This is a genomic window from Enterobacter cloacae complex sp. 677-3DZ2D5B (genome assembly GCF_004136695.1).
Lineage (GTDB): Bacteria > Pseudomonadota > Gammaproteobacteria > Enterobacterales > Enterobacteriaceae > Enterobacter > Enterobacter hormaechei_C.
This window is the reverse complement of sequence record NZ_QFLS01000001.1, coordinates 87,049-110,511: the sequence shown is the minus strand read 5'-3', so window position 1 is coordinate 110,511 and position 23,463 is coordinate 87,049. Positions and strand designations below refer to the sequence as shown.

19 protein-coding genes and 7 tRNA genes are annotated in these 23,463 nt (G+C 53.6%); 21 read left to right on the top strand and 5 right to left on the bottom strand.

Annotation, left to right across the window (positions count from 1 at the left end; translation table 11 throughout):
- Positions 1–25: 25 nt before the first annotated feature.
- The 3 genes from ybfE to fur all read left to right on the top strand — a co-directional run bounded on the left by ybfE (position 26) and on the right by fur (position 1,737).
- Positions 26–313, top strand: coding sequence for a LexA regulated protein (gene ybfE, locus DD597_RS00575; protein WP_003858652.1), 288 nt, complete (start codon positions 26–28; stop codon positions 311–313).
- Between the two features lie 155 nt (positions 314–468).
- Positions 469–999: a flavodoxin FldA gene (fldA, locus tag DD597_RS00570; RefSeq protein ID WP_003858653.1), complete on the top strand. Its 531-nt coding sequence runs from the start codon at positions 469–471 to the stop codon at positions 997–999.
- A 291-nt stretch (positions 1,000–1,290) separates the two neighbouring features.
- A complete protein-coding gene (gene fur, locus DD597_RS00560; RefSeq protein WP_003858655.1) occupies positions 1,291–1,737 on the top strand; it encodes a ferric iron uptake transcriptional regulator in 447 nt (148 codons plus the stop codon).
- 142 nt (positions 1,738–1,879) lie between these two features.
- Here fur and chiQ read toward each other — a convergent pair whose 3' ends face one another.
- The 4 genes from chiQ to nagE all read right to left on the bottom strand — a co-directional run bounded on the left by chiQ (position 1,880) and on the right by nagE (position 7,885).
- The gene (chiQ, locus tag DD597_RS00555; protein WP_045350624.1) at positions 1,880–2,206 is read right to left on the bottom strand and encodes a ChiQ/YbfN family lipoprotein; all 327 of its coding nucleotides are present in this window, start codon (positions 2,204–2,206) and stop codon (positions 1,880–1,882) included.
- Positions 2,207–2,253: 47 nt separating this feature from the next.
- A complete protein-coding gene (gene chiP, locus DD597_RS00550; RefSeq protein ID WP_023315635.1) occupies positions 2,254–3,651 on the bottom strand; it encodes a chitoporin in 1,398 nt (465 codons plus the stop codon).
- Positions 3,652–4,098: 447 nt separating this feature from the next.
- Positions 4,099–5,766 carry a glutamine--tRNA ligase gene (gene glnS, locus DD597_RS00540; protein WP_023315634.1) on the bottom strand — a complete coding sequence of 556 codons (1,668 nt, stop codon included), beginning with the start codon at positions 5,764–5,766 and terminating at the stop codon, positions 4,099–4,101.
- Between the two features lie 169 nt (positions 5,767–5,935).
- The gene (gene nagE / locus DD597_RS00535; RefSeq protein ID WP_003858662.1) at positions 5,936–7,885 is read right to left on the bottom strand and encodes a PTS N-acetyl glucosamine transporter subunit IIABC; all 1,950 of its coding nucleotides are present in this window, start codon (positions 7,883–7,885) and stop codon (positions 5,936–5,938) included.
- Between the two features lie 325 nt (positions 7,886–8,210).
- Here nagE and nagB point away from each other — a divergent pair, with 325 nt between their 5' ends.
- The 12 genes from nagB (at position 8,211) to DD597_RS00470 (ending at position 15,076) form a co-directional block, all read left to right on the top strand.
- Positions 8,211–9,011 (top strand): glucosamine-6-phosphate deaminase, encoded by an 801-nt coding sequence (nagB, locus tag DD597_RS00530; protein WP_003858663.1) that lies wholly within the window; start codon positions 8,211–8,213, stop codon positions 9,009–9,011.
- A 55-nt stretch (positions 9,012–9,066) separates the two neighbouring features.
- Positions 9,067–10,215, top strand: coding sequence for an N-acetylglucosamine-6-phosphate deacetylase (gene nagA / locus DD597_RS00525; protein WP_045350550.1), 1,149 nt, complete (start codon positions 9,067–9,069; stop codon positions 10,213–10,215).
- A gap of 8 nt (positions 10,216–10,223) precedes the next feature.
- Positions 10,224–11,444: an N-acetylglucosamine repressor gene (locus DD597_RS00520; RefSeq protein ID WP_003858665.1), complete on the top strand. Its 1,221-nt coding sequence runs from the start codon at positions 10,224–10,226 to the stop codon at positions 11,442–11,444.
- 45 nt (positions 11,445–11,489) lie between these two features.
- Positions 11,490–12,242, top strand: coding sequence for a ribonucleotide monophosphatase NagD (nagD, locus tag DD597_RS00515; RefSeq protein ID WP_003858667.1), 753 nt, complete (start codon positions 11,490–11,492; stop codon positions 12,240–12,242).
- A gap of 250 nt (positions 12,243–12,492) precedes the next feature.
- A complete protein-coding gene (gene asnB / locus DD597_RS00510; protein ID WP_003858669.1) occupies positions 12,493–14,157 on the top strand; it encodes an asparagine synthase B in 1,665 nt (554 codons plus the stop codon).
- Positions 14,158–14,382: 225 nt separating this feature from the next.
- A tRNA-Met gene (locus DD597_RS00500) sits at positions 14,383–14,459 on the top strand.
- An 8-nt stretch (positions 14,460–14,467) separates the two neighbouring features.
- Positions 14,468–14,552 (top strand) — tRNA-Leu (locus DD597_RS00495).
- A gap of 23 nt (positions 14,553–14,575) precedes the next feature.
- Positions 14,576–14,650 (top strand) — tRNA-Gln (locus DD597_RS00490).
- Between the two features lie 32 nt (positions 14,651–14,682).
- Positions 14,683–14,757 (top strand) — tRNA-Gln (locus DD597_RS00485).
- Between the two features lie 17 nt (positions 14,758–14,774).
- Positions 14,775–14,851 (top strand) — tRNA-Met (locus DD597_RS00480).
- Between the two features lie 41 nt (positions 14,852–14,892).
- Positions 14,893–14,967: transfer RNA gene (locus tag DD597_RS00475), tRNA-Gln, on the top strand.
- 34 nt (positions 14,968–15,001) lie between these two features.
- Positions 15,002–15,076, top strand: a tRNA-Gln gene (locus DD597_RS00470).
- 108 nt (positions 15,077–15,184) lie between these two features.
- Here the strand turns inward: DD597_RS00470 and ubiF are convergent.
- Positions 15,185–16,360, bottom strand: coding sequence for a 3-demethoxyubiquinol 3-hydroxylase (ubiF, locus tag DD597_RS00465; RefSeq protein ID WP_047054208.1), 1,176 nt, complete (start codon positions 16,358–16,360; stop codon positions 15,185–15,187).
- Between the two features lie 135 nt (positions 16,361–16,495).
- Here ubiF and miaB point away from each other — a divergent pair, with 135 nt between their 5' ends.
- The 6 genes from miaB (at position 16,496) to DD597_RS00430 (ending at position 23,390) form a co-directional block, all read left to right on the top strand.
- On the top strand, positions 16,496–17,920 hold the full coding sequence (gene miaB / locus DD597_RS00460) for a tRNA (N6-isopentenyl adenosine(37)-C2)-methylthiotransferase MiaB (protein ID WP_003858672.1): 1,425 nt from the start codon (positions 16,496–16,498) through the stop codon (positions 17,918–17,920).
- Between the two features lie 163 nt (positions 17,921–18,083).
- On the top strand, positions 18,084–19,130 hold the full coding sequence (locus DD597_RS00455; RefSeq protein ID WP_003858674.1) for a PhoH family protein: 1,047 nt from the start codon (positions 18,084–18,086) through the stop codon (positions 19,128–19,130).
- A complete protein-coding gene (ybeY, locus tag DD597_RS00450) occupies positions 19,127–19,594 on the top strand; it encodes an rRNA maturation RNase YbeY (RefSeq protein WP_003858677.1) in 468 nt (155 codons plus the stop codon). Before DD597_RS00455 ends, ybeY begins: the two co-directional genes overlap by 4 nt.
- A gap of 84 nt (positions 19,595–19,678) precedes the next feature.
- The gene (corC, locus tag DD597_RS00445) at positions 19,679–20,557 is read left to right on the top strand and encodes a CNNM family magnesium/cobalt transport protein CorC (RefSeq protein ID WP_003858679.1); all 879 of its coding nucleotides are present in this window, start codon (positions 19,679–19,681) and stop codon (positions 20,555–20,557) included.
- Positions 20,558–20,562: 5 nt separating this feature from the next.
- Positions 20,563–22,101, top strand: coding sequence for an apolipoprotein N-acyltransferase (lnt, locus tag DD597_RS00440; protein ID WP_059294766.1), 1,539 nt, complete (start codon positions 20,563–20,565; stop codon positions 22,099–22,101).
- 383 nt (positions 22,102–22,484) lie between these two features.
- Positions 22,485–23,390, top strand: a complete 906-nt coding sequence (locus DD597_RS00430; RefSeq protein ID WP_003858681.1) for an amino acid ABC transporter substrate-binding protein — start codon at positions 22,485–22,487, stop codon at positions 23,388–23,390.
- Positions 23,391–23,463 lie beyond the last annotated feature (73 nt).

Here is a 23,463-nt window from a genome sequence, read left to right as displayed (position 1 = left end):
GTGTTTCCCCCGAAGTCTCAGAATCATGGCCAAAGAACAAACGGACCGTACGACACTAGATCTGTTCGCGAATGAGCGTCGACCGGGACGACCGAAAACGAATCCGCTTTCGCGCGATGAACAGCTGCGTATCAATAAACGCAACCAGCTTAAACGCGATAAAAATCGTGGGCTTAAGCGTGTCGAACTGAAGCTGAATGCCGATGCCGTCGATGCGCTTAACGAGTTAGCTGACGCGCGCAACATCAGCCGCAGCGAACTGATCGAAGAGATGCTGATCGCCCAGCTTGAGACGTTACGCGGCAAGGCGTGAGTCAGAAAATCCCCAATATTACCTTTTTCATGTAGCACAGAGTGCAGTCCTGCGTGATAGCTGTTTCCGCAGGGTTGCCTGTTCTGCTATTATTGCCCTTATCCGTGGACAATTTGCGCCACCATACCATTAAGTTTCAAGAGGTTATTTTACTCATGGCAATCATCGGCATTTTCTTTGGCAGTGATACCGGCAATACTGAAAATATCGCAAAAAACATTCAAAAACAGCTCGGTAAAGACGTTGCTGATGTGCATGACATCGCCAAGAGCAGCAAAGAAGATCTCGAGGGCTATGACATCCTGCTGCTGGGCATCCCCACCTGGTACTACGGTGAAGCACAGTGTGACTGGGACGATTTCTTCCCGACGCTGGAAGAAGTAGACTTCAACGGCAAGCTGGTTGCCCTGTTTGGCTGTGGCGATCAGGAAGACTATGCTGAGTATTTCTGTGATGCGCTGGGCACTATTCGCGACATCATTGAGCCACGCGGTGCGGCGATCGTCGGTCACTGGCCAACGGCGGGTTACCATTTCGAAGCTTCCAAAGGTCTGGCAGATGACGATCACTTCGTTGGCCTGGCCATTGATGAAGACCGTCAGCCAGAGCTGACCGCTGAGCGTGTAGAAAAATGGGTTAAGCAGGTTCGTGAAGAGCTGAACCTGGACGATATCCTTAACGCCTGATATCCCTGCGGCGCAACTCCGGTTGCGCCCGTTTTCCAGGTAAAACCGATTAAATTAATTGCTACAAACTTTTAACTTTTTCGCCCAGACCTGTACAATATCCCCCTGGTAAAAAGTGGGTGCCATCGAACAAGTTTGTTGGTGATACCACGTTTTTATAAGCATACTTTGCTTGAGACTTGCAGTTTTCATTTAGCCATGGCAGTTCTATAATGAGACGCATTATCCCAAGTGCATTTTCTGTCACTTCTTCTTTTGAAGTGAATCGTTTAGCAACAGGACAGATTCCGCATGACTGACAACAATACCGCATTAAAGAAAGCTGGCCTGAAAGTAACGCTTCCTCGGTTAAAAATCCTTGAAGTGCTTCAGGGGCCAGACAATCACCATGTCAGTGCGGAAGACCTTTATAAGCGTCTTATCGATATGGGTGAAGAGATTGGGCTGGCAACCGTCTATCGTGTGCTGAACCAGTTTGATGACGCGGGCATTGTTACTCGTCATAATTTCGAAGGCGGTAAATCCGTGTTCGAGCTGACTCAGCAGCACCACCACGATCACCTGATCTGCCTCGACTGTGGCAAGGTCATTGAATTTAGCGATGATTCCATTGAATCGCGCCAGCGTGAAATCGCCGCCCGTCATGGCATCCGCCTGACCAACCACAGCCTGTACCTGTACGGTCACTGCGCTGAAGGTGATTGCCGCGAAAATGAACATGCGCACGACGCAAAATAAGTGAGTGTTCATACTCTGAGCCAGCCGTGAGGTTGGCTTTTTTTTGCCTGGAAAAAGCCCAGTGGCGCTGCGCTTACCGGGCCTACGGGCTGTGACACCGTTGTAGGTCCGGTAAGCGCTGCGCCACCGGGTGTAAAGCAACTTATTTATTGTTATTGCGTATCTCGTTCCAGATCTTATCGCAACGCTTCGCCACTTCCTGATCGTTACCGGTTTTACGCGCCTGAATACAGGCCTGGTAATCCATTACGCGAACGTTTTCCTGCGTGGCGAATTGCTCATGGGCTTTGTCTTTTTTCAGCACGTTCAGCACGCTTTGACAGGCCTCAATCTTCTCAGGTGAACCCTGTGCGGTATTGATGCACGCGCTGTAGGCCTCTTTCAGACGGGAGTCCTCTTTCGGCACCTGATCCTGCGCGCATGCCACCAGCCCGAAGGTCAGCAACGCAACGATTACCCTTTTATTCATCATGTTCAGTCTCCATAACGGCGGGACACCGCCCGCCGCAGCATTCATCAGAAGATGGTAAATGGCGCAATGACCATGAATTTCACGTCACGTTCATCCTGGAAGATGTTGCCGTAGCCGCCCGCGTAGCTCGGGATATCGGAGTGGTTGTCATACTGGGTGAAGTGCAGTTTGAACATCGTGCCTTTCGCACGGCCCTCCTGAAGGGTATAAATCGCATCCAGACTGTATGAAGACTCTTTCAGACGGTAGTTCGGATCGTAGTACGCGTCTGGCGTTGCCATATCCCCGGGCTTCGCATCCCAGGCGTACGCGTAGGATGCTCCCACTGCCCAGCCGGGCAGGTTCCAGTTTTTCAGGTCATACATTGCCCCGAAGAAGACCGCCTTTTCGCCGTCGGCGTTAAAGTCAGAGCGGTTATCCCACCAGATATCCAGACGACCGTTAGAGGAGGCGTAGGTAGGCGTCATACGTTGCAGGAAGTAACCCTGCTGCCCTTCTGCCTTGACCCATGTTCCCTCCAGACGCAAATCAACCTGACCTACCTTGTAGCCGAAGGTCAGCGCCTGTAACCACGCGGTGCCGTCATAGATATCATTTACGCTGCCATCACTGACCTTGTCGCGCGTACCGTAGAACTGATAGCTGGTGCTCAGCGGGCTACCCGCGATATCAAATTTGTAGCTGGCTTTAGCAAAGTACTGATCGATATAGCCTTCAGCCTGACCAAATGCAGCTTCCAGCACCAGATCGTTTTTAAAGTCGTACTTCGCTCCCAGCGAGTGGAGATAATCAACTTTGGTTTTTTTATCGTTCTGATAGAACTTGTCCATCTCAATGTGCCACGGCGCTTTGTACTCGTTGGTCCACATATAGGAGAAGCTCAACGCCCCCGCATCGCCGTAGTCAAAATTAGCACCGGCTTCCGCCCCCTGATAGGTGCCTGGCATAAAGCTCCAGTGCGGCGCTAACAGCGTCTGACCGGTTGGCTGGATATAACCTCCGCGCGCCCAGACCGGACCATATTTGAATTTTGCAGCCGCTTTATACAGGCTGATTCCGCTTTTATCGCCGGACCAGTCTTCGTCGTAGGCTTTATTGCTGGAGGAGAACGCAATTTCGTTCGGATGGCCGCTGTCGCCATTTTCGGCCATTTCAATTGCGGTGAACGCTGCAATATCGATCCCGAACATATCGGCGGCATATCCCGACTGGAAATCAAGGTTGGCGTTCCAGGTCGAGTGAGAAAGGTTGGTTTTGTATTTATCTTCAGTGACGTCTTTACGGTCACGCTCACGCTGCCAGTAATAAATACCGCCCGTGAGGGTGGAATCTTCGATGAAACCTGCTGCTTTTGCCTCTGGCGCAACCACCAGGCCCGACATTGCTGTCACACCGGCGATAGCAAGCGCCAGCGCACTACGTTTGCCACTGAACGTACGCATAGATTATTCCTCTTTGACGAATTAAAACGCCTTAAACGGCGAAAAACAGAAAAGACCAAGTGGTCAGGGGTAGTCAGAAATACCCTCGAATTAACTACCGTCTTTAGGTTATTTTTCGCGACGCGAATTATCAATGCTTTTAATCAGGCAAAAGTCAGGATTATGACGAAGAGCACATATTTCGTAGTGCTTTGTAACATTTACCGGGAAGCGAGTACTGGCGGGGGAATGCGCTAATTTTCAGTAAGTAACATTGATATTGTGAATATATTTTTCAGTGTTTCTGTTTTTGGAAAACAACAAACTTTTTTTAAATAAAATAAGTAGCACCACATTGACCTAGAATGTTGGGTTTAAATGATTATCCCGATGCTTAACGACATGATCGTTAAATAAAAAAACGCCGCATTACGCGGCGTTTGTTTCTCATTGACCAGAGCAGCGTTATTATTCGCCGATCTTAGTCCAGGTATCACGCAGACCGACGGTACGGTTAAATACCGGTTTTTCTGCCGTGCTGTAACGGCTGTCCAGGCAGAAGTAACCCTCACGTTCAAACTGGAACGCTTTACCGGCTTCAGCGGCTTTCAGAGACGGCTCGGCATACCCCTGCTTGATAATCAGAGACTCAGGGTTAATGACCGCCAGGAAGTCCTCCGCAGCGCCTGGATTAGGCACACTGAACAGACGATCGTAGAGACGGATCTCAACCGGCAGCGCATGCTGCGCGCTCACCCAGTGGATTACACCTTTTACTTTACGGCCATCCGCCGGATCTTTACTCAGCGTCTCTGCGTCGTACGTACAGAAGATGGTCGTGATGTTACCTTCCGCATCTTTCTCTACTCGCTCTGCTTTGATCACATAGGCGTTACGCAGACGCACTTCTTTGCCCAGCACCAGACGCTTGTACTGCTTGTTCGCTTCTTCGCGGAAGTCGGCGCGATCGATCCAGATTTCACCGCTGAACGGCACGTCGCGGGTGCCCATTTCCGGTTTGTTCGGATGGTTAGGCATCGAGACCTGTTCGCTTCCGCCCTGCGGATAGTTTTCGATAACCAGTTTCACTGGATCGATCACTGCCATCGCGCGCGGCGCGTTTTCGTTCAGGTCTTCACGAATGCAGGATTCCAGAGACGCCATTTCGATGGTGTTGTCCTGCTTGGTGACGCCAATACGTTTGCAGAACTCACGAATGGACGCCGAGGTGTAGCCACGACGACGCAGGCCAGAGATGGTCGGCATACGCGGGTCGTCCCAGCCTTCAACGTGCTTGTCGGTGACCAGCAGGTTCAGCTTACGCTTGGACATCACGGTGTATTCCAGGTTCAGACGAGAGAACTCGTACTGACGCGGATGCACAGGAATGGTGATGTTATCCAGCACCCAGTCGTACAGACGACGGTTGTCCTGGAATTCCAGCGTGCACAGAGAGTGCGTAATGCCTTCCAGCGCATCGCTGATGCAGTGGGTGAAGTCGTACATCGGGTAGATGCACCACTTGTTACCGGTCTGGTGGTGTTCAGCGAACTTAATGCGGTACAGCACCGGATCGCGCATCACGATGAACGGAGACGCCATATCGATTTTGGCACGCAGACACGCTTTACCTTCTTCGAAGCCACCGGCACGCATTTTTTCAAACAGCGCCAGGTTCTCTTCCACGCTACGATCGCGGAACGGGCTGTTTTTACCAGGCTGAGTCAGCGTACCGCGGTATTCACGGATTTCGTCAGCTGACAATTCGTCGACGTATGCCAGACCTTTGTTAATCAGTTCAACCGCGTAGGCATACAGCTGATCGAAATAGTCTGAGGAGTAGCAGATATCGCCAGACCAGTTGAAGCCCAGCCATTGCACGTCGTTTTTTATCGACTCAACGTATTCGATGTCTTCTTTTACTGGGTTGGTGTCATCGAAACGCAGGTTGCACTGCCCCTGGTAATCTTGCGCAATACCAAAGTTCAGGCAGATCGATTTGGCGTGACCAATGTGCAGGTAGCCATTTGGCTCCGGCGGGAAACGCGTGTGGACTGTGGTGTGCTTACCACTGGCCAGATCTTCATCGATGATCTGACGAATAAAGTTACTCGGGCGGGCTTCTGCCTCACTCATCGTGGATTCCTCAAAGCGTAAACAACGTATAACGGCATATGATCTTATAAGCCGGACGTAGTGACAACCCTTAAAACGTCCCGGAAGAAAATAATGGGGGCAATTGCTGCAAAAAAAAGCGGCGGAGGATATCCCCCGCCACTAAAGGCATAACTCTACTCAGGAGCGATTACTTGCCTTTAATCTCATACAGTGGCGTCTGGCCTGCAACTACCTGCCCCTGCGCCTGGATCACCAGACCGCTGAAGTCGTCGATGTTGCTGCACACGACGGGGCTTATCATGGAGCGCGCGTTGGCATTCAGGAAGTCCAGATCCATTTCCAGAATCGGCTGGCCTGCCGCCACTTCAGCACCCTCTTCCACCAGGCGAGTAAAGCCCTGGCCGTTCAGCGCAACGGTATCGATACCCATATGGACAACGATCTCCGCGCCTTTTTCCGTTTCCAGGCAGAACGCATGGTTGGTGTTAAAGATTTTCACGATAGTACCGGCAGCCGGAGAGACCACGGTTTTGTCCGTTGGTTTCACCGCCACGCCGTCACCGACCGCTTTGCTGGCGAACGCTTCGTCAGGCACCTGTTCAAGCGCAACAACGTCACCTGTCACCGGAGAAACCAGCGCAGCGATGGTCACCGCGTTTGGCACAGCCTGCGGTTTTGCAACCGGCGCGTCAGCCACTGGCGCGTTATCCGTTGAGGCGGCAGCGACCGGCCCACGGGCAACCACTTTTTTCATTTCATCGCCGATAGATTCGGCCTTCGCACCCACGATAACCTGGATGGTTTGTTTGTTCAGTTTCACCACACCAGACGCACCCAGGCGTTTGCACATCGCATCGCTCACGCGCGCGGAGTCGCCTACGGTCAGACGCAGACGGGTAATACAGGCATCGATCGCTTTCAGGTTGTCGGTGCCACCCACAGCGGCAATGTAGCTGGTTGCCAGTTGGGTTAAACCCTCTTCGGTATTGCTGTTGGCTTCACTGGTCACAACATCATCTTTCGTATCTTCGCGACCAGGCGTCTTCAGGTTAAACATACGAATAACCGCGCTGAACAGAACGAAGTAGATAACGAAGAAGATCAGGCCCATCACCATCAGGATCCAGACGTTGCTGCTTGCCGCCGGCAGGTTGTACATCAACACATAGTCGATGGCGCCTGCGGAGAAGGAGAAGCCAGCATGGATACCCAGAAGGGTGGCGACGAACAGGCTGATACCGGTCAGGATCGCATGCATCAGATACAGCAGCGGAGCCAGGAACATGAACAGGAATTCCAGTGGCTCGGTCACGCCGGTCAGGAAGGCGGTGATCGCAACGGACAGCAGCATCCCGCCAACCATTGGGCGACGCGCTTTCGGCGCAGCCAGGTACATTGCCAGCGCCGCGCCAGGCAGACCAAACATCATGATTGGGAAGAAGCCAGACATGAACATGCCCGCGGTGCCGTCGCCTGCGTAGAAGCGGTTGATATCACCGTGGAATACCGCGCCGGCCGCGTTGGTGAACTCACCAATCTGGAACCAGGCGATGGTGTTCAGTACCTGATGCAGACCGGTTGGGATCAGCAGACGGTTAATGAAACCGAAGATGCCCGCGCCCATTGCGCCCGCAGACACGATCCACTCGCCACCCGCATGGATAGCATGCTGCACCGGTGGCCAAACGTAGCCAAAGATGGCGGCGAGGATCAGACAGAAAAAGCCCGTCGCAATCGGCACAAAACGTTTACCGCCGAAGAAGCTCAGGAAGTCAGGAAGTTTGATACCTGCCCAACGGTTGTACACGGCGCCACCCACCAGGCCAGTAATGATACCTGCCAGCACACCCATGTTGATTTCAGGATTGATGGTTACCATCGCTTTCGTGAGGATGAAGTAACCGACAGCCCCTGCCAGTGCCGCGGCACCCGCGCTGTCTTTTGACCAGCTTGACGCCACACCGATGGCGAAAATCAGCGCCAGGTTGTCAAAAATTGCGCCGCCTGCCTGGGCAATAAACGGCACGTTAAGAAGATCGGGTTGCCCGAATCGCAGCAGCAATGCTGCAACCGGTAGCACGGCGATAGGGAGCTGCAAAGCCCTACCGAGGCGCTGGAAAAAACCTAAAATATTCATCCTATTCCCCCTACGAGACCCTTTGTTAAGACTCGCGCATAAACTATGTTTTTATTGTGTCACGAACGATAGATACAGTTGATGATTCACTGGCAGTGTGAGTGTGTGAAAAATTAATTCGTATCGCAAATTAAACACCTATTTTTTGTGATTATTGTCACCAAATATCGTATTAAACCCTCCCTGTCACTGGCTAACGACGAAAACTTATTTTATCATTCAAAAAATCAAGACGGATTGATCCGGCCTGAAAGGTTCCAGGTTACGCTTAGTTCAGGTTGCACTAATCATCCGCCCACTTTTACTTAAACTTTAGAGGTGAATAATGAGACTGATTCCCCTGGCAACAGCTGAACAAGTCGGAAAATGGGCTGCTCGTCATATCGTTAATCGTATCAACGCGTTCAAACCAACAGCCGATCGTCCTTTCGTTCTCGGTCTTCCAACCGGCGGCACGCCCCTGACCGCTTATAAAGCTCTGGTTGAAATGCACAAAGCGGGCCAGGTTAGCTTTAAACACGTTGTGACCTTCAACATGGACGAATATGTCGGCCTGCCAAAGGAACATCCGGAAAGTTACCACAGCTTTATGCACCGTAATTTCTTCGATCACGTTGATATTCCGGCTGAAAACATTAACCTGCTGAATGGAAACGCGCCTGATATTGACGCAGAATGCCGTCAGTATGAAGAAAAAATCCGTTCCTACGGTAAAATCCACCTGTTTATGGGCGGCGTAGGCAACGATGGTCATATCGCGTTCAACGAACCGGCATCTTCACTGGCTTCCCGTACCCGTATTAAAACGCTGACCCATGATACGCGCGTGGCTAACTCCCGCTTCTTTGACGGAGACGTCAATCAGGTGCCTAAATACGCGCTGACCGTGGGCGTGGGCACGCTGCTGGATGCCGAAGAAGTGATGATTCTGGTGCTGGGCGCGGTGAAAGCGCAAGCGCTTCAGGCTGCCGTTGAAGGCAACGTGAACCATATGTGGACGATCAGCTGCTTACAGCTGCATCCAAAAGCGGTTGTCGTGTGTGACGAACCGTCCACCATGGAGCTGAAAGTGAAAACGCTGAAATACTTCAACGAGCTGGAAGCTGAGAACATCAAAGGTCTGTAATTGAATAACCGCCTCTTTTATCCGGGGCGGTCGCTTTTTTTAACCGGGGGTCGATATGTACGCTTTAACCCACGGTCGGATTTATACCGGCCATGAAATTCTGGATGACCATGCGATTGTAATCGCCAATGGCCTGATTGAACGTGTTTGCCCGCTGGCGGAACTGCCGCCGGAGATCGAACAGCGTTCACTCAATGGAGCTGTAATCTCCCCCGGTTTCATCGACGTACAGCTTAACGGCTGCGGCGGTGTCCAGTTTAACGATACCCCAGAAGCGGTGACGGTTGAAACGCTGGAAATTATGCAGAAAGCCAACGAGAAATCGGGCTGCACCAGCTATCTGCCAACGCTGATCACCAGCAGCGATGACCTGATGAAACAGGGTATCCGCGTCATGCGCGAATACCTGGCAAAACATCCGAATCAGGCGCTGGGCCTGCACCTGGAAGGGCCCTGGCTGAATATGGTCAAGAAAGGCACCCATAACCCAAACTACGTGCGCAAACCGGATGCCGAGCTGGTGGATTACATGTGCGCCAATGCCGATGTGATCACCAAAGTGACGCTGGCCCCGGAAATGACCGGCACGGACGTTATCAGCAAACTGGCCGCCGCCGGGATTGTGGTATCTGCGGGCCATTCGAACGCGACGCTGAAAGAGGCGAAGGCCGGTTTCCGCGCAGGCATTACATTTGCCACACACCTTTATAACGCGATGCCCTATATTACTGGCCGCGAACCGGGACTGGTTGGCGCAATTCTGGATGAACCAGACGTCTACTGCGGCATTATCGCCGACGGCTTGCATGTCGATTACACCAACATCCGCAACGCCAAACGCCTGAAAGGCGACAAGCTCTGCCTGGTGACGGATGCTACCGCTCCGGCAGGAGCGAATATTGACCAGTTCATTTTTGCTGGTAAAACAATATACTACCGGAATGGACTGTGTGTGGATGAGAACGGCACGCTGAGCGGTTCTTCTCTGACGATGATCGAAGGGGTACGTAATCTCGTTGAACATTGCGGCATCGCGCTTGAGGAAGTGCTGCGCATGGCCACGCTTTATCCGGCGCGCGCCATTGGCGTCGATAAACAGCTCGGTGGTATTGCGCCAGGTATGGTTGCAAACCTGACGGCGTTCACACACGATTATAAAATTATTAAGACCATCGTTAATGGTAACGAGGTCGTCACTGAGTAAGTAAAAGTATGACACCAGGCGGACAAGCTCAAATCGGTAATGTCGATCTCGTTAAACAACTTAACAGCGCGGCAGTTTATCGCCTGATTGACCAGCACGGGCCAATCTCACGCATTCAGATAGCCGAACAAAGCCAGCTTGCTCCCGCCAGCGTGACAAAAATTACACGTCAGCTTATTGAGCGCGGCCTGATCAAAGAAGTCGATCAGCAGGCCTCCACCGGGGGCCGCCGCGCGATTTCCATCGTCACGGAAACCCGCAATTTTCAGGCCATTGGCGTTCGCTTAGGACGTCATGACACCACTCTTACGCTCTACGACCTGAGCAGCAAGGCCATTGCCGAAGAGCATTACCCCCTTCCTGAGCGCACGCAGGAGACGCTTGAACATGCGTTACTGAATACCATTGCGCAGTTTATCGAAAGCTGTCAGCGCAAGATCCGTGAACTCATCGCCATCTCGGTGATTTTGCCCGGCCTGGTTGACCCGGAAAGCGGCGTTATTCGCTACATGCCGCATATTAAGGTAGAGAACTGGGGGCTGGTTGAGGCGCTGGAAAAGCGCTTCAAGCTGACCTGCTTTGTTGGTCACGATATTCGCTCGCTGGCGCTGGCGGAGCACTACTTTGGTGCGAGCCAGGACTGCGAAGACTCTATTCTGGTGCGCGTTCACCGTGGTACAGGTGCGGGCATCATCTCGAATGGCCGCATTTTTATTGGTCGTAACGGTAACGTAGGCGAGATTGGTCATATCCAGGTGGAACCGCTTGGCGAGCGTTGCCACTGCGGTAATTTTGGCTGTCTTGAAACCGTTGCCGCCAACGCCGCCATTGAACATCGCGTTCGCCATCTGCTGGAGCAGGGTTACCAGAGCCGCGTCACGCTGGACGATTGTAAGATCGGCACCATCTGCAAAGCGGCAAACAAAGGCGATGCGCTGGCTTGCGAAGTGATCGAACAGGTAGGACGCCATCTGGGTAAGACCATCGCCATTGCCATCAACCTGTTTAATCCGCAAAAGGTGGTGATTGCCGGCGAGATCGTTGAAGCCGAAAAAGTGTTACTGCCCGCCATTGAAGGCTGCATCAATACCCAGGCGCTGAAGGCATTTCGCCAGAATTTGCCGGTGGTGCGATCTACGCTCGATCACCGCTCGGCAATTGGCGCATTCGCCCTGGTAAAACGTGCCATGCTGAACGGGATCCTGCTGCAACATTTGCTGGAATCCTGATCGGATCTTATAGTAACGCCTTCTTTTTTTGATGTCGGATTGTCCATGACCATTAAGAATGTAATTTGTGATATCGACGGCGTGCTGATGCACGACAACGTTGCCGTGCCGGGTGCTGCGGAGTTTCTTCACCGCATCATCGACAAAGGAATGCCACTGGTTCTTCTCACGAACTACCCTTCACAGACTGGTCAGGATCTGGCAAATCGCTTTGCTACTGCGGGCGTCAACGTCCCGGACAGCGTGTTCTATACCTCTGCGATGGCGACCGCGGATTTCCTGAAGCGTCAGGAAGGCAAAAAAGCCTATGTGGTTGGTGAAGGTGCGCTGATCCACGAGCTGTATAAAGCGGGCTTCACCATCACCGACGTGAACCCGGACTTTGTCATCGTGGGCGAAACGCGCTCCTTTAACTGGGAGATGATGCATAAGGCAGCCTACTTTGTCGCCAACGGTGCGCGTTTTATCGCCACCAACCCGGACACGCACGGTCGCGGTTTTTATCCCGCCTGCGGTGCGCTGTGTGCCGGTATCGAAAAAATCTCGGGCCGTAAGCCGTTTGTTGTCGGTAAACCGAGCCCGTGGATTATCCGCGCCGCACTGAATACGATGCAGGCACACTCAGAAGAAACCGTCATTGTAGGCGACAACCTGCGTACCGATATTCTTGCTGGCTTCCAGGCGGGGCTTGAAACCATCCTGGTGCTTTCTGGCGTTTCACAGCTTGATGACATTGATACGATGCCGTTCCGGCCAAGCTGGATTTACCCCTCTGTCGACGAAATCGACGTTATTTGATTCAGAACCACGCCTCAGGGCGTGGTTTTTCATTTCTGCTGTCTTAAAACATCACTTCATCTAACGAAATCAGCTCTTCATTGAGAAATCATCAATATAATTGCTTAAGGCATACACTTTTTTTAAGATTCGGCAATTGCCATTGCACTTTTTACGTTTTCATCGGTAAAACGCTTGCGCCCCCTCCCCTTTTTGCGGCATTTTCATAAGCAAGCAACATCACAACGCAACAGGGTTAACGGAGAAGGTTATGTGTTCTATTTTTGGCGTACTGGATATTAAAACTGACGCGGGCGAACTGCGTAAAAAAGCACTCGAATTGTCCCGCCTGATGCGCCATCGCGGTCCGGACTGGTCAGGCGTTTACGCCAGCGATAAAGCGATTCTGGCTCACGAACGTCTCTCCATTGTTGATGTCAACGCTGGCGCACAGCCGCTGTATAACGAGAAAAAAACGCACGCGCTGGCTGTTAACGGTGAAATTTACAACCATCAGGCGCTGCGCGCTGAGTACGGCGATCGCTACGCGTTTCAGACCGGCTCAGACTGCGAAGTGATCCTGGCGCTGTATCAGGAGAAAGGCCCGGAGTTCCTCGACGACCTGCAAGGTATGTTCGCCTTCGCCCTGTACGACAGCGAAAAAGACGCTTACCTGATTGGCCGCGACCATATTGGTATTATCCCGCTGTACATGGGACACGATGAACACGGTAACTTCTACGTTGCCTCAGAGATGAAAGCCCTGGTACCGGTATGCCGCACCATCAAAGAGTTCCCGGCAGGTAGCTACCTGTGGAGCCAGGACGGCGAGATCCGCCCGTACTACCAGCGCGACTGGTTTGATTATGAAGCGGTGAAAGACAACGTGACGGACAAAGCGGAACTGCGTCAGGCGCTGGAAGAGTCAGTGAAAAGCCACCTGATGTCAGATGTCCCCTACGGTGTACTGCTCTCCGGCGGTCTGGACTCCTCCGTGATCTCCGCGATCACCAAGAAATTCGCCGCACGTCGCGTGGAAGATCAGGAGCGCTCTGAAGCCTGGTGGCCACAACTGCACTCCTTTGCCGTGGGTCTGGAAGGGGCACCTGACCTGAAAGCCGCCCAGGAAGTGGCGAACCATCTTGGCACGGTGCACCATGAAATTCACTTCACCGTACAGGAAGGTCTGGATGCGATCCGCGATGTGATCTATCACATTGAAACCTATGATGTGACCACCATTCGCGCCTCCACGCCGATGTATTTGATGTCGCGGAAGATCAAAGCGATGGGCATCAAGATGGTGCTCTCCGGCGAGGGTTCTGACGAAGTGTTTGGCGGTTACCTCTATTTCCACAAAGCGCCAAACGCCAAAGAGCTGCATGAAGAAACGGTGCGTAAGCTACAGGCGCTGCACATGTTTGACTGCGCGCGCGCCAACAAAGCGATGTCCGCCTGGGGTGTGGAAGCCCGCGTGCCGTTCCTCGATAAGAAATTCCTCGATGTGGCGATGCGCATCAACCCACAGGACAAAATGTGCGGCAACGGCAAAATGGAGAAACATATCCTGCGTGAATGTTTTGAATCCTACCTGCCGGCGAGCGTGGCGTGGCGTCAGAAAGAGCAGTTCTCCGATGGCGTAGGCTACAGCTGGATCGACACCCTGAAAGAGGTGGCGGCGAAACAGGTTTCTGATCAACAACTGGAAACTGCGAGCTTCCGTTTCCCGTACAACACGCCAGCCTCGAAAGAGGCGTATTTGTACCGTGAGATCTTTGAGGAGCTGTTCCCGGTTCCAAGCGCAGCCGAGTGCGTACCGGGTGGTCCTTCGGTCGCCTGCTCTTCTGCTAAAGCCATTGAATGGGATGAATCCTTCAAAGCGATGAACGATCCGTCAGGACGCGCGGTGGGCGTTCACCAGTCTGCTTATAAATAATGTCCAGACTATAATCAGGCCCTCCGGGGCCTGATTTTTTTGCCTCTCTTTTCCCGGCATAAAATCGATTAATAACCAATAATTGTCGAATATTCGGCCTCGCTGTTCGCAACCTAACCAAACAGTCACATTCCGGCTATTTTCATTGAAAAAGGTGTTGACGCTGCAAGGGTCTATACGCATAATGCGCCCCGCAACGCCGATAAGGTAACGCGAAAAAAAGATGGCTACGTAGCTCAGTTGGTTAGAGCACATCACTCATAATGATGGGGTCACAGGTTCGAATCCCGTCGTAGCCACCATCTTTTTTGCGGGAGTGGCGAAATTGGTAGACGCACCAGATTTAGGTTCTGGCGCCGCAAGGTGTGCGAGTTCAAGTCTCGCCTCCCGCACCATTCCCAGGTAAGCGTTGCACGGATGGGGTATCGCCAAGCGGTAAGGCACCGGTTTTTGATACCGGCATTCCCTGGTTCGAATCCAGGTACCCCAGCCATATTTCTTCGATCATGCGGTTCTCCGCGGTATTGGGGTATCGCCAAGCGGTAAGGCACCGGTTTTTGATACCGGCATTCCCTGGTTCGAATCCAGGTACCCCAGCCATCGAAGATTGCAGTACTGGCTACGTAGCTCAGTTGGTTAGAGCACATCACTCATAATGATGGGGTCACAGGTTCGAATCCCGTCGTAGCCACCATATTTACGTTATCGAATACGATTCGGTAAACTGAACATTGTTGGGGTATCGCCAAGCGGTAAGGCACCGGATTCTGATTCCGGCATTCCGAGGTTCGAATCCTCGTACCCCAGCCACTTTAAAGTCGTTAAGCAGTTTGTTTAACGCAATTGGGGTGTCGCCAAGCGGTAAGGCTCTGGTTTCTGATACCAGCATTCCGGGGTTCGAATCCCTGCACCCCAGCCACTTTAAACAAACAAGCCCGCTCTGCGGGCTTTTTTGTTTTTGTTGTTCAGAATAGTGCGGCCTGATGCCTTCACCCTAACCCTCTCCCACGGGGAGAGGGAATAAAGATCAGAGTCCGAGGGCGTACTTCAGGGCCTGACGCTTCAGACCACCGGCACGTTCCGCTGCCATCAATCCAATATTGCGCACTATACGCACCGGACCAACATCATTGCTGAACCCGGCATAGAACAGATCCATCCCCGACTGCATAATGAAGTTATCCGCCATACGGCGCGTCTGGTAGCGCTTCAGAACCTGATGGCTGGCCCAGGCTTCCGCGTGGGCGCGAGCGTTACCCAGCACATCCAGTAACGCATCGACGTCACGGTATCCCAGATTCACCCCCTGCCCCGCCAGCGGATGAATGGTGTGCGCCGCGTCCCCCACAAGCACCAGTCCTTCACGGGCATACTGCAACGCATGGCGTCGCATCAGCGGGAATGCGCCGGCGGCAACCGGGGTCACGTTGCCCAGACGGCTCGGGAAGTGCTGGCGGATTTCGCGCTGCAACTGATCCATGGACAGCCCCTGCAACTGTCGAATGCGCGCCGGTTTGTCGTACCACACCAGCGAAGCCCAGTTATCAAACAGCGGTAAGAATGCATGCGGGCCGTTCGGCGTAAAATGCTGCCAGGTGCTTTCGCCCGGCGCGTTTGCTGACTGAACGGTGATCAGCATGCAGGACTGCTGGTACTGCCAGGCATGGATCCCAATGCCTGCCATCTGCCTGACCTGCGAGTTCGCGCCATCCGCCCCCACCACCAGCTTCACGGCCAGCTCATCGTCGTTGTCCAGCGTCAGGAGATACCCGCCCTCATGACGATGCAGGCCTTTCAGCGAGTCCGGCACGCGCAGCGTCACCTTCGGGTGCGCCTCCAGCGCCTGCCAGAGTGCCTGCTGGAGCACGTTGTTTTCCACCATATAGCCCAGGCGCGGCAGTTTCAGCTCGGCGGCATCAAACGACACGTGAGCATTTTCCCACTCCCAGGTTTCGAGACGGCTGTAAGGATGCGCGCGCATCGCCAGCACCGCCTCCCAGACGCCCAGCCCGCGAAGCAGATCAACAGAGGCCGCGCTGATGGCGGAAATACGCACGTCCGGTTGGCTGGCAGGATCGAATGCCGGCGGAGCCGCCTGTTCAATAACGGTTACGTCAAATCCCTGCTGCGCCAGCCCCAGCGCCAGTGCGCCGCCGACCATACCGCCGCCAACAACGGCAACTTCGGTGTTCAGGAGTGTCATGGTCACTATTCCTTATTGAAGAATGCCTTAAGTTTACCGGATTTTTGCGGCCCTGAGGTTGACAACCTTCATACTGGTCACAACCGCACCAAAGCATTACAATACGCGGCTTGCAATCCTGAGCTGAGCAAGTCGATGACTAAAAAACTCCATATAAAAACCTGGGGCTGTCAGATGAACGAATACGATTCATCGAAGATGGCCGATCTGCTGGATACCACCCACGGATACCAGCTGACTGAAAATGCGAAAGAAGCCGATGTGCTGCTGCTGAACACCTGTTCAATTCGTGAAAAAGCACAGGAAAAAGTCTTTCATGTGTTAGGCCGCTGGAAGCTTCTCAAACGGAAAAATCCGGACCTGATCATTGGCGTGGGTGGCTGCGTCGCATCGCAGGAAGGTAAGCTGATCCGCCAGAGAGCCCCCTATGTGGATATCGTTTTTGGCCCTCAAACCCTGCACCGCCTGCCAGAGATGATTAACCAGGTTCGCGGCAGCCGTAGCCCGGTGGTTGACGTGAGCTTCCCGGAGATCGAGAAATTTGACCGTCTGCCAGAGCCGCGCGCTGATGGCCCGACCGCCTTCGTCTCCATCATGGAAGGCTGCAACAAATACTGTACTTACTGCGTGGTGCCTTATACCCGCGGTGAAGAAGTGAGCCGCCCGGCAGACGATATCCTGTTTGAAATCGCGCAGCTTGCCGCGCAGGGCGTTCGCGAAGTGAACCTGCTGGGGCAGAACGTGAACGCCTGGCGCGGGGAAAACTACGACGGTACCACCGGCAGCTTTGCTGAACTGCTGCGTCTGGTGGCGGCGATTGACGGCATCGACCGCATTCGCTTTACCACCAGCCATCCGATGGAATTTACCGACGACATTATTGACGTCTATCGCGATACGCCAGAGCTGGTGAGCTTCCTGCACCTGCCGATCCAGTGCGGCTCTGACCGCGTGCTGAACCTGATGGGTCGTCCACATACGGTGCTGGAGTATAAGTCCACCATCCGCAAGCTGCGTGAAGCGCGCCCGGATATCCAGATTAGCTCCGACTTTATCGTCGGCTTCCCTGGCGAAACCGCTGATGACTTCGAGCGCACCATGAAGCTCATCGGCGAGGTGAATTTCGACGTCAGCTACAGCTTTATCTTCTCTGCGCGCCCGGGCACCCCTGCGGCCGATATGGTTGATGATGTACCGGAAGAAGAGAAAAAGCAGCGTCTGTATATTCTACAGGAGCGTATCAACCAGCAGGCCAACGCCTGGAGTCGTCGCATGCTCGGCACTGTCCAGCGTATTCTGGTGGAAGGCACCTCCCGTAAGAGCATCATGGAACTGTCTGGTCGAACCGAAAATAACCGCGTGGTGAATTTTGAAGGCACCCCGGACATGATCGGTAAGTTTGTGGACGTCGAGATTGTCGAAGTGCTCACGAACTCGCTGCGCGGGAAGGTGGTACGCACTGAGGATGAAATGGGTCTGCGAATTGCACAGACTCCGGAATCCGTTATCTCTCGCACCCGCAAGGTCAACGACTCTGGCGTAGGTATTTACCAGCCGTGATCCTCCTGGCCTGCCTGTCCGGCAGGCCTTGTATTTCCTCTCATCACCCCCAATATCTACCGCAACGCTTGCGCCTTTATTCTGTGGCGTGAATAATTTCGGTAATGACCGTTTTATTACGCCGTGTGGCCACAGGTCAGTTAACCAATTAAAGAGGAACAGTTTGAACATAGATACGCGTGAAATTAGCCTTGAGCCCGCAGACAACGCTCGCCTGCTGAGCCTGTGCGGGCCGTTTGATGACAACATCAAACAACTGGAGCGACGTCTGGGTATCGAAATCAATCGTCGCGATAACCATTTCAAACTCACCGGACGCCCAATCTGCGTCAACGCCGCGGCAGATATTCTCCGCAGCCTGTATGTTGATACCGCCCCGATGCGCGGTGAGATCCAGGATATTGAACCTGAACAGATCCACCTGGCCATCAAAGAGGCGCGCGTGCTTGAGCAGAGCGCGGAGAGCGTGCCGGACTATGGCAAAGCCATCAACATCAAAACTAAACGCGGCGTGATTAAGCCTCGTACCCCGAACCAGGCGCAGTACATCGCCAATATTCTCGACCATGACATCACCTTCGGCGTGGGCCCGGCGGGTACGGGTAAAACCTATCTGGCCGTTGCTGCTGCGGTCGATGCGCTTGAGCGTCAGGAGATCCGCCGTATCCTGCTGACCCGCCCTGCTGTTGAAGCCGGTGAAAAACTGGGCTTCCTGCCGGGCGATCTGAGCCAGAAGGTCGACCCGTATCTGCGCCCGCTGTATGACGCGCTGTTCGAAATGCTCGGCTTCGAGAAAGTTGAAAAGCTCATCGAGCGTAACGTGATTGAAGTGGCCCCGCTGGCCTACATGCGTGGCCGTACGCTTAACGACGCGTTCATCATTCTGGATGAGAGCCAGAACACCACTATCGAACAGATGAAGATGTTCCTGACGCGTATTGGCTTTAACTCGAAAGCGGTTATCACCGGTGACGTCACCCAGATTGACCTGCCGCGTAACACCAAATCGGGTCTGCGTCACGCCATCGAAGTCCTGGCCGAGGTAGAGGAAATCAGCTTCAACTTCTTCCACAGTGAAGACGTGGTACGCCATCCGGTGGTCGCGCGTATCGTTAACGCTTATGAGGCCTGGGAAGAGGCAGATCAGAAGCGCAGGGCCGAACTGGCCGCAGAACGTAAGCGCGAAGCGCAGGAGCATGAACAGAAATGAGTCAGGTGATCCTCGATTTACAGCTGGCCTGTGAAGATAATTCCGGCATGCCAGAAGAGGCACAGTTTCAGAAATGGCTGGATGCCGTTATCCCCCAGTTTCAGGAAGAATCAGAGGTCACGATTCGCCTGGTGGATGAAGCAGAAAGCCATGAGCTCAACCTGACCTACCGCGGGAAAGATAAGCCGACCAACGTGCTCTCTTTCCCATTCGAAGCCCCTCCGGGCATTGAGATGCCGCTGCTGGGCGATTTGATCATCTGCCGTCAGGTGGTTGAGCAGGAAGCCAAAGAGCAGCAAAAGCCGCTGGAAGCGCACTGGGCACACATGGTGGTGCACGGTAGCCTGCATCTTCTGGGTTACGACCATATTGAAGATGACGAAGCGGAAGAGATGGAATCCCTCGAGACAGAGATAATGCTTGCTCTGGGCTATGAGGATCCGTACATTGCCGAGAAAGAATAGTCAGTCACTGACTACCATGCCGCCGCGCAGGGACATAGCGCGGCGGTTAACGTTGAACTAACAAGAGAACCCTTAACAAACGCCATGAGCGACGACAATTCACACAGTAGCGACACGACAACCACTAAAAAGGGATTTTTCTCCCTCATTCTGAACCAGCTTTTCCACGGCGAACCGAAAAACCGTGATGAACTGCTGGAGCTGATTCGTGATTCCGGGCAGAACGACCTTATCGACGAAGATACGCGCGAAATGCTCGAAGGGGTGATGGACATCGCCGACCAGCGCGTCCGCGACATCATGATCCCCCGCTCGCAGATGATTACCCTGAAACGCAACCAGACGCTGGACGAGTGCCTCGATGTGATTATCGAATCGGCTCACTCGCGCTTCCCGGTCATCAGCGAAGATAAAGATCACATCGAAGGGATTTTGATGGCGAAAGATCTGCTGCCGTTTATGCGCAGCGATGCCGAAGCCTTCAGTATGGAAAAGGTGTTACGCCCGGCCGTGGTTGTGCCGGAAAGTAAGCGTGTGGATCGGATGCTGAAGGAGTTTCGCTCCCAGCGCTATCACATGGCGATTGTTATTGATGAATTTGGTGGCGTTTCCGGTCTGGTCACAATCGAAGACATCCTTGAGCTGATCGTGGGCGAAATCGAAGACGAGTATGACGAAGAAGAGGATATTGACTTCCGTCAGCTGAGCCGCCACACCTGGACCGTGCGCGCGCTGGCCTCCATTGAAGACTTCAACGATACCTTTGGCACCAGCTTCAGCGATGAAGAAGTGGACACCATTGGTGGTCTGGTGATGCAGGCCTTCGGCCATCTTCCGGCCCGCGGTGAAACCGTTGACATCGATGGTTACCAGTTCAAGGTCGCAATGGCTGACAGCCGACGTATTATTCAGGTTCACGTCAGAATGCCGGACGACTCACCGGTGCCAAAACTGGAAGATTAATGTAAATGGCATTTGCCCCACTCGTTGAACGCCAGCGCGTCCGTTTGCTGCTGGCGCTGTTACTCGGAGCCAGCGGTACGCTGGCTTTTTCTCCTTACGATATCTGGCCAGCCGCTATTCTCTCCCTGATGGGGCTACAGGGGCTTACCCTGAACCGTCGTCCGGTACAGGCCGCGGCCATCGGCTACTTCTGGGGGCTGGGACTGTTTGGCTCTGGTATCAACTGGGTCTACGTCAGTATCGCGCAATTTGGCGGAATGCCGGGGCCGGTTAACGTCTTCCTGGTTGTGCTGCTCGCCGCCTATCTCTCGCTCTACACCGGCCTGTTCGCGGGCATCCTGTCTCGCCTGTGGCCAAAAACGACCTGGCTGCGCGTAGCGATAGCGGCACCCGTTGTCTGGCAAATCACCGAATTTCTGCGCGGCTGGGTACTGACCGGCTTCCCGTGGTTGCAGTTCGGCTATAGCCAGGTAGACGGCCCGCTGAAAGGCCTGGCCCCGGTCATGGGCGTGGAAGCCATCAACTTCCTGTTGATGATCGTCAGCGGCCTGCTGGTGCTGGCCCTGGTGACACGTAACTGGAAGCCGCTGGTTGCCGCGTTAATCCTGTTTGCCCTGCCCTTCCCGCTGCGTTATATCCAGTGGTTTACGCTGGAGCCCGCGCGCGCCACGCAGGTTTCTCTGGTCCAGGGCGATATCCCGCAGTCCCTGAAATGGGATGAGAATCAGCTGCTGAACACGCTGAAAATCTACGCCAACGCCACTGAAAAGGTGATGGGCAAATCGCAGCTCATCATCTGGCCTGAGTCTGCGATCCCAGACCTGGAGATCAATCAGCAGCCCTTCCTGAAGATGATGGACGATCTGCTGCGCGCACGCGGCAGTACGCTGATCACCGGAATTGTGGATGCGCGTCTCAATCAGCAGAACCGCTATGACACGTACAACACGATCATTACGCTCGGTAAGGACAGCGAATACAGCTATACCTCGACCAATCGTTACAACAAAAACCACCTTGTACCGTTTGGCGAATTTGTTCCGCTGGAGTCTATTCTGCGCCCACTGGCACCGTTCTTTGATTTGCCGATGTCCTCATTCAGCCGGGGCCCTTACGTCCAGCCGCAGCTGCATGCGCACGGTTTTGCCCTGACGGCCGCCATTTGCTACGAGATTATCCTCGGCGAGCAGGTGCGCGATAATTTCCGCCCGGACACCGACTATCTGCTGACCATCTCAAACGATGCGTGGTTCGGTAAATCGATTGGTCCGTGGCAGCACTTCCAGATGGCGCGAATGCGTTCTCTGGAGCTGGCGCGTCCGTTGCTGCGCAGCACCAATAACGGCATTACCGCCGTGATTGGTCCGCAGGGTGAAATCCAGGCCATGATCCCGCAATTTACCCGTGAGGTGCTGACTACTAACGTCACGCCAACTACCGGGCTCACCCCTTACGCGCGCACCGGGAACTGGCCGCTGTGGATTTTGACCGTGCTGTTCGGCTTTGGCGCAGTGCTGATGAGCCTGCGTCAGCGTCGTAAATAACCTTACCTTCTGTTGCCGGGTGGCGGCTACGCCTTACCCGGCCTGCTCTCCGGCGCCGGCGCCGCCCGACAATTTCCTCCCAAACTTCAATTCTGGCACGCCTGTTGCTTTGTTTACTTACATCAACGCTGTCTGGCTTAACATGCAACCTTGTCGCACCAGCGTAGATCATCGGTAGCACCGAAACGGTGCAACGAGGGATTATTGCCTCTGAATGGTGCGGCGCGCTTCGCAAAAATAAACAATAACGCAGCAAAATCTTTACATTAAGCCAGACTAAATGTTAACAAGCTTGCATAACACTGCACTCGCATTGCGCGAGATATAACAACATCACAATGGGTATCTATGCGTCACTGGCGCTGATAAGAAAGGAGTTGGGTATGCAATTACGTAAACTGGCCACAGCAATGCTGGTTATGGGAATGTCTGCGGGGGTTGTCCACGCTGAAGACGCTCCGGCAGCAGGAAGCACTCTCGACAAGATTGCCAAAAACGGCGTGATCGTGGTCGGCCACCGTGAATCTTCTGTCCCGTTCTCTTACTACGACAACACGCAAAAAGTCGTGGGCTATTCACAGGATTACTCCAACGCCATCGTTGAAGCCGTGAAGAAAAAGCTGAACAAACCTGACCTGCAAGTGAAGCTGATCCCCATCACTTCACAGAACCGTATTCCTCTGCTGCAAAACGGCACATTTGATTTTGAATGTGGCTCAACCACCAACAACCTTGAGCGTCAGAAACAGGCCGCTTTCTCGGACACCATCTTCGTTGTGGGCACCCGCCTGCTGACGAAGAAAGGCGGCGACATCAAAGATTTTGCTGACCTGAAAGGCAAAGCGGTTGTCGTGACCTCCGGTACCACGTCCGAAGTGCTGCTGCACAAGCTGAACGACGAGAAGAAAATGGACATGCGCATCATCAGCGCGAAAGACCATGGCGACTCCTTCCGTACCCTGGAAAGCGGCCGTGCCGTCGCGTTTATGATGGATGACGCTCTGCTGGCAGGCGAGCGCGCCAAGGCGAAGAAACCAGACAACTGGGAAATCGTCGGTACCGCCCAGTCGAAAGAAGCCTACGGCTGTATGCTGCGTAAAGGTGACGAGGACTTCAAGAAACTGATCGATGACACCATCGCTCAGGCGCAAACCTCCGGCGAAGCGGCAAAATGGTTCGACAAATGGTTCAAGAACCCAATTCCACCAAAAAACCTGAACATGAACTTTGAACTGTCTGACGACATGAAAGCGCTGTTCAAATCACCAAACGACAAAGCTCTTAACTAATTAGAACGACAGGGGCGGGATCTCCTGCCCTCTCGATTGTCGGGAAGCATGGACAGACTATACGTTGAGTGGT

Excerpts from the sequence above, each read along its gene's own strand:
- ybfE (WP_003858652.1), top strand. The coding sequence starts at position 26 with ATGGCCAAAGAACAAACGGACCGTACGACACTAGATCTGTTCGCGAAT.
- fldA (WP_003858653.1), top strand. The coding sequence starts at position 469 with ATGGCAATCATCGGCATTTTCTTTGGCAGTGATACCGGCAATACTGAA.
- fur (WP_003858655.1), top strand. The coding sequence starts at position 1,291 with ATGACTGACAACAATACCGCATTAAAGAAAGCTGGCCTGAAAGTAACG.
- chiQ (WP_045350624.1), bottom strand. The coding sequence starts at position 2,206 with ATGAATAAAAGGGTAATCGTTGCGTTGCTGACCTTCGGGCTGGTGGCA.
- chiP (WP_023315635.1), bottom strand. The coding sequence starts at position 3,651 with ATGCGTACGTTCAGTGGCAAACGTAGTGCGCTGGCGCTTGCTATCGCC.
- glnS (WP_023315634.1), bottom strand. The coding sequence starts at position 5,766 with ATGAGTGAGGCAGAAGCCCGCCCGAGTAACTTTATTCGTCAGATCATC.
- nagE (WP_003858662.1), bottom strand. The coding sequence starts at position 7,885 with ATGAATATTTTAGGTTTTTTCCAGCGCCTCGGTAGGGCTTTGCAGCTC.
- nagB (WP_003858663.1), top strand. The coding sequence starts at position 8,211 with ATGAGACTGATTCCCCTGGCAACAGCTGAACAAGTCGGAAAATGGGCT.
- nagA (WP_045350550.1), top strand. The coding sequence starts at position 9,067 with ATGTACGCTTTAACCCACGGTCGGATTTATACCGGCCATGAAATTCTG.
- DD597_RS00520 (WP_003858665.1), top strand. The coding sequence starts at position 10,224 with ATGACACCAGGCGGACAAGCTCAAATCGGTAATGTCGATCTCGTTAAA.
- nagD (WP_003858667.1), top strand. The coding sequence starts at position 11,490 with ATGACCATTAAGAATGTAATTTGTGATATCGACGGCGTGCTGATGCAC.
- asnB (WP_003858669.1), top strand. The coding sequence starts at position 12,493 with ATGTGTTCTATTTTTGGCGTACTGGATATTAAAACTGACGCGGGCGAA.
- ubiF (WP_047054208.1), bottom strand. The coding sequence starts at position 16,360 with ATGACACTCCTGAACACCGAAGTTGCCGTTGTTGGCGGCGGTATGGTC.
- miaB (WP_003858672.1), top strand. The coding sequence starts at position 16,496 with ATGACTAAAAAACTCCATATAAAAACCTGGGGCTGTCAGATGAACGAA.
- ybeY (WP_003858677.1), top strand. The coding sequence starts at position 19,127 with ATGAGTCAGGTGATCCTCGATTTACAGCTGGCCTGTGAAGATAATTCC.
- corC (WP_003858679.1), top strand. The coding sequence starts at position 19,679 with ATGAGCGACGACAATTCACACAGTAGCGACACGACAACCACTAAAAAG.
- lnt (WP_059294766.1), top strand. The coding sequence starts at position 20,563 with ATGGCATTTGCCCCACTCGTTGAACGCCAGCGCGTCCGTTTGCTGCTG.
- DD597_RS00430 (WP_003858681.1), top strand. The coding sequence starts at position 22,485 with ATGCAATTACGTAAACTGGCCACAGCAATGCTGGTTATGGGAATGTCT.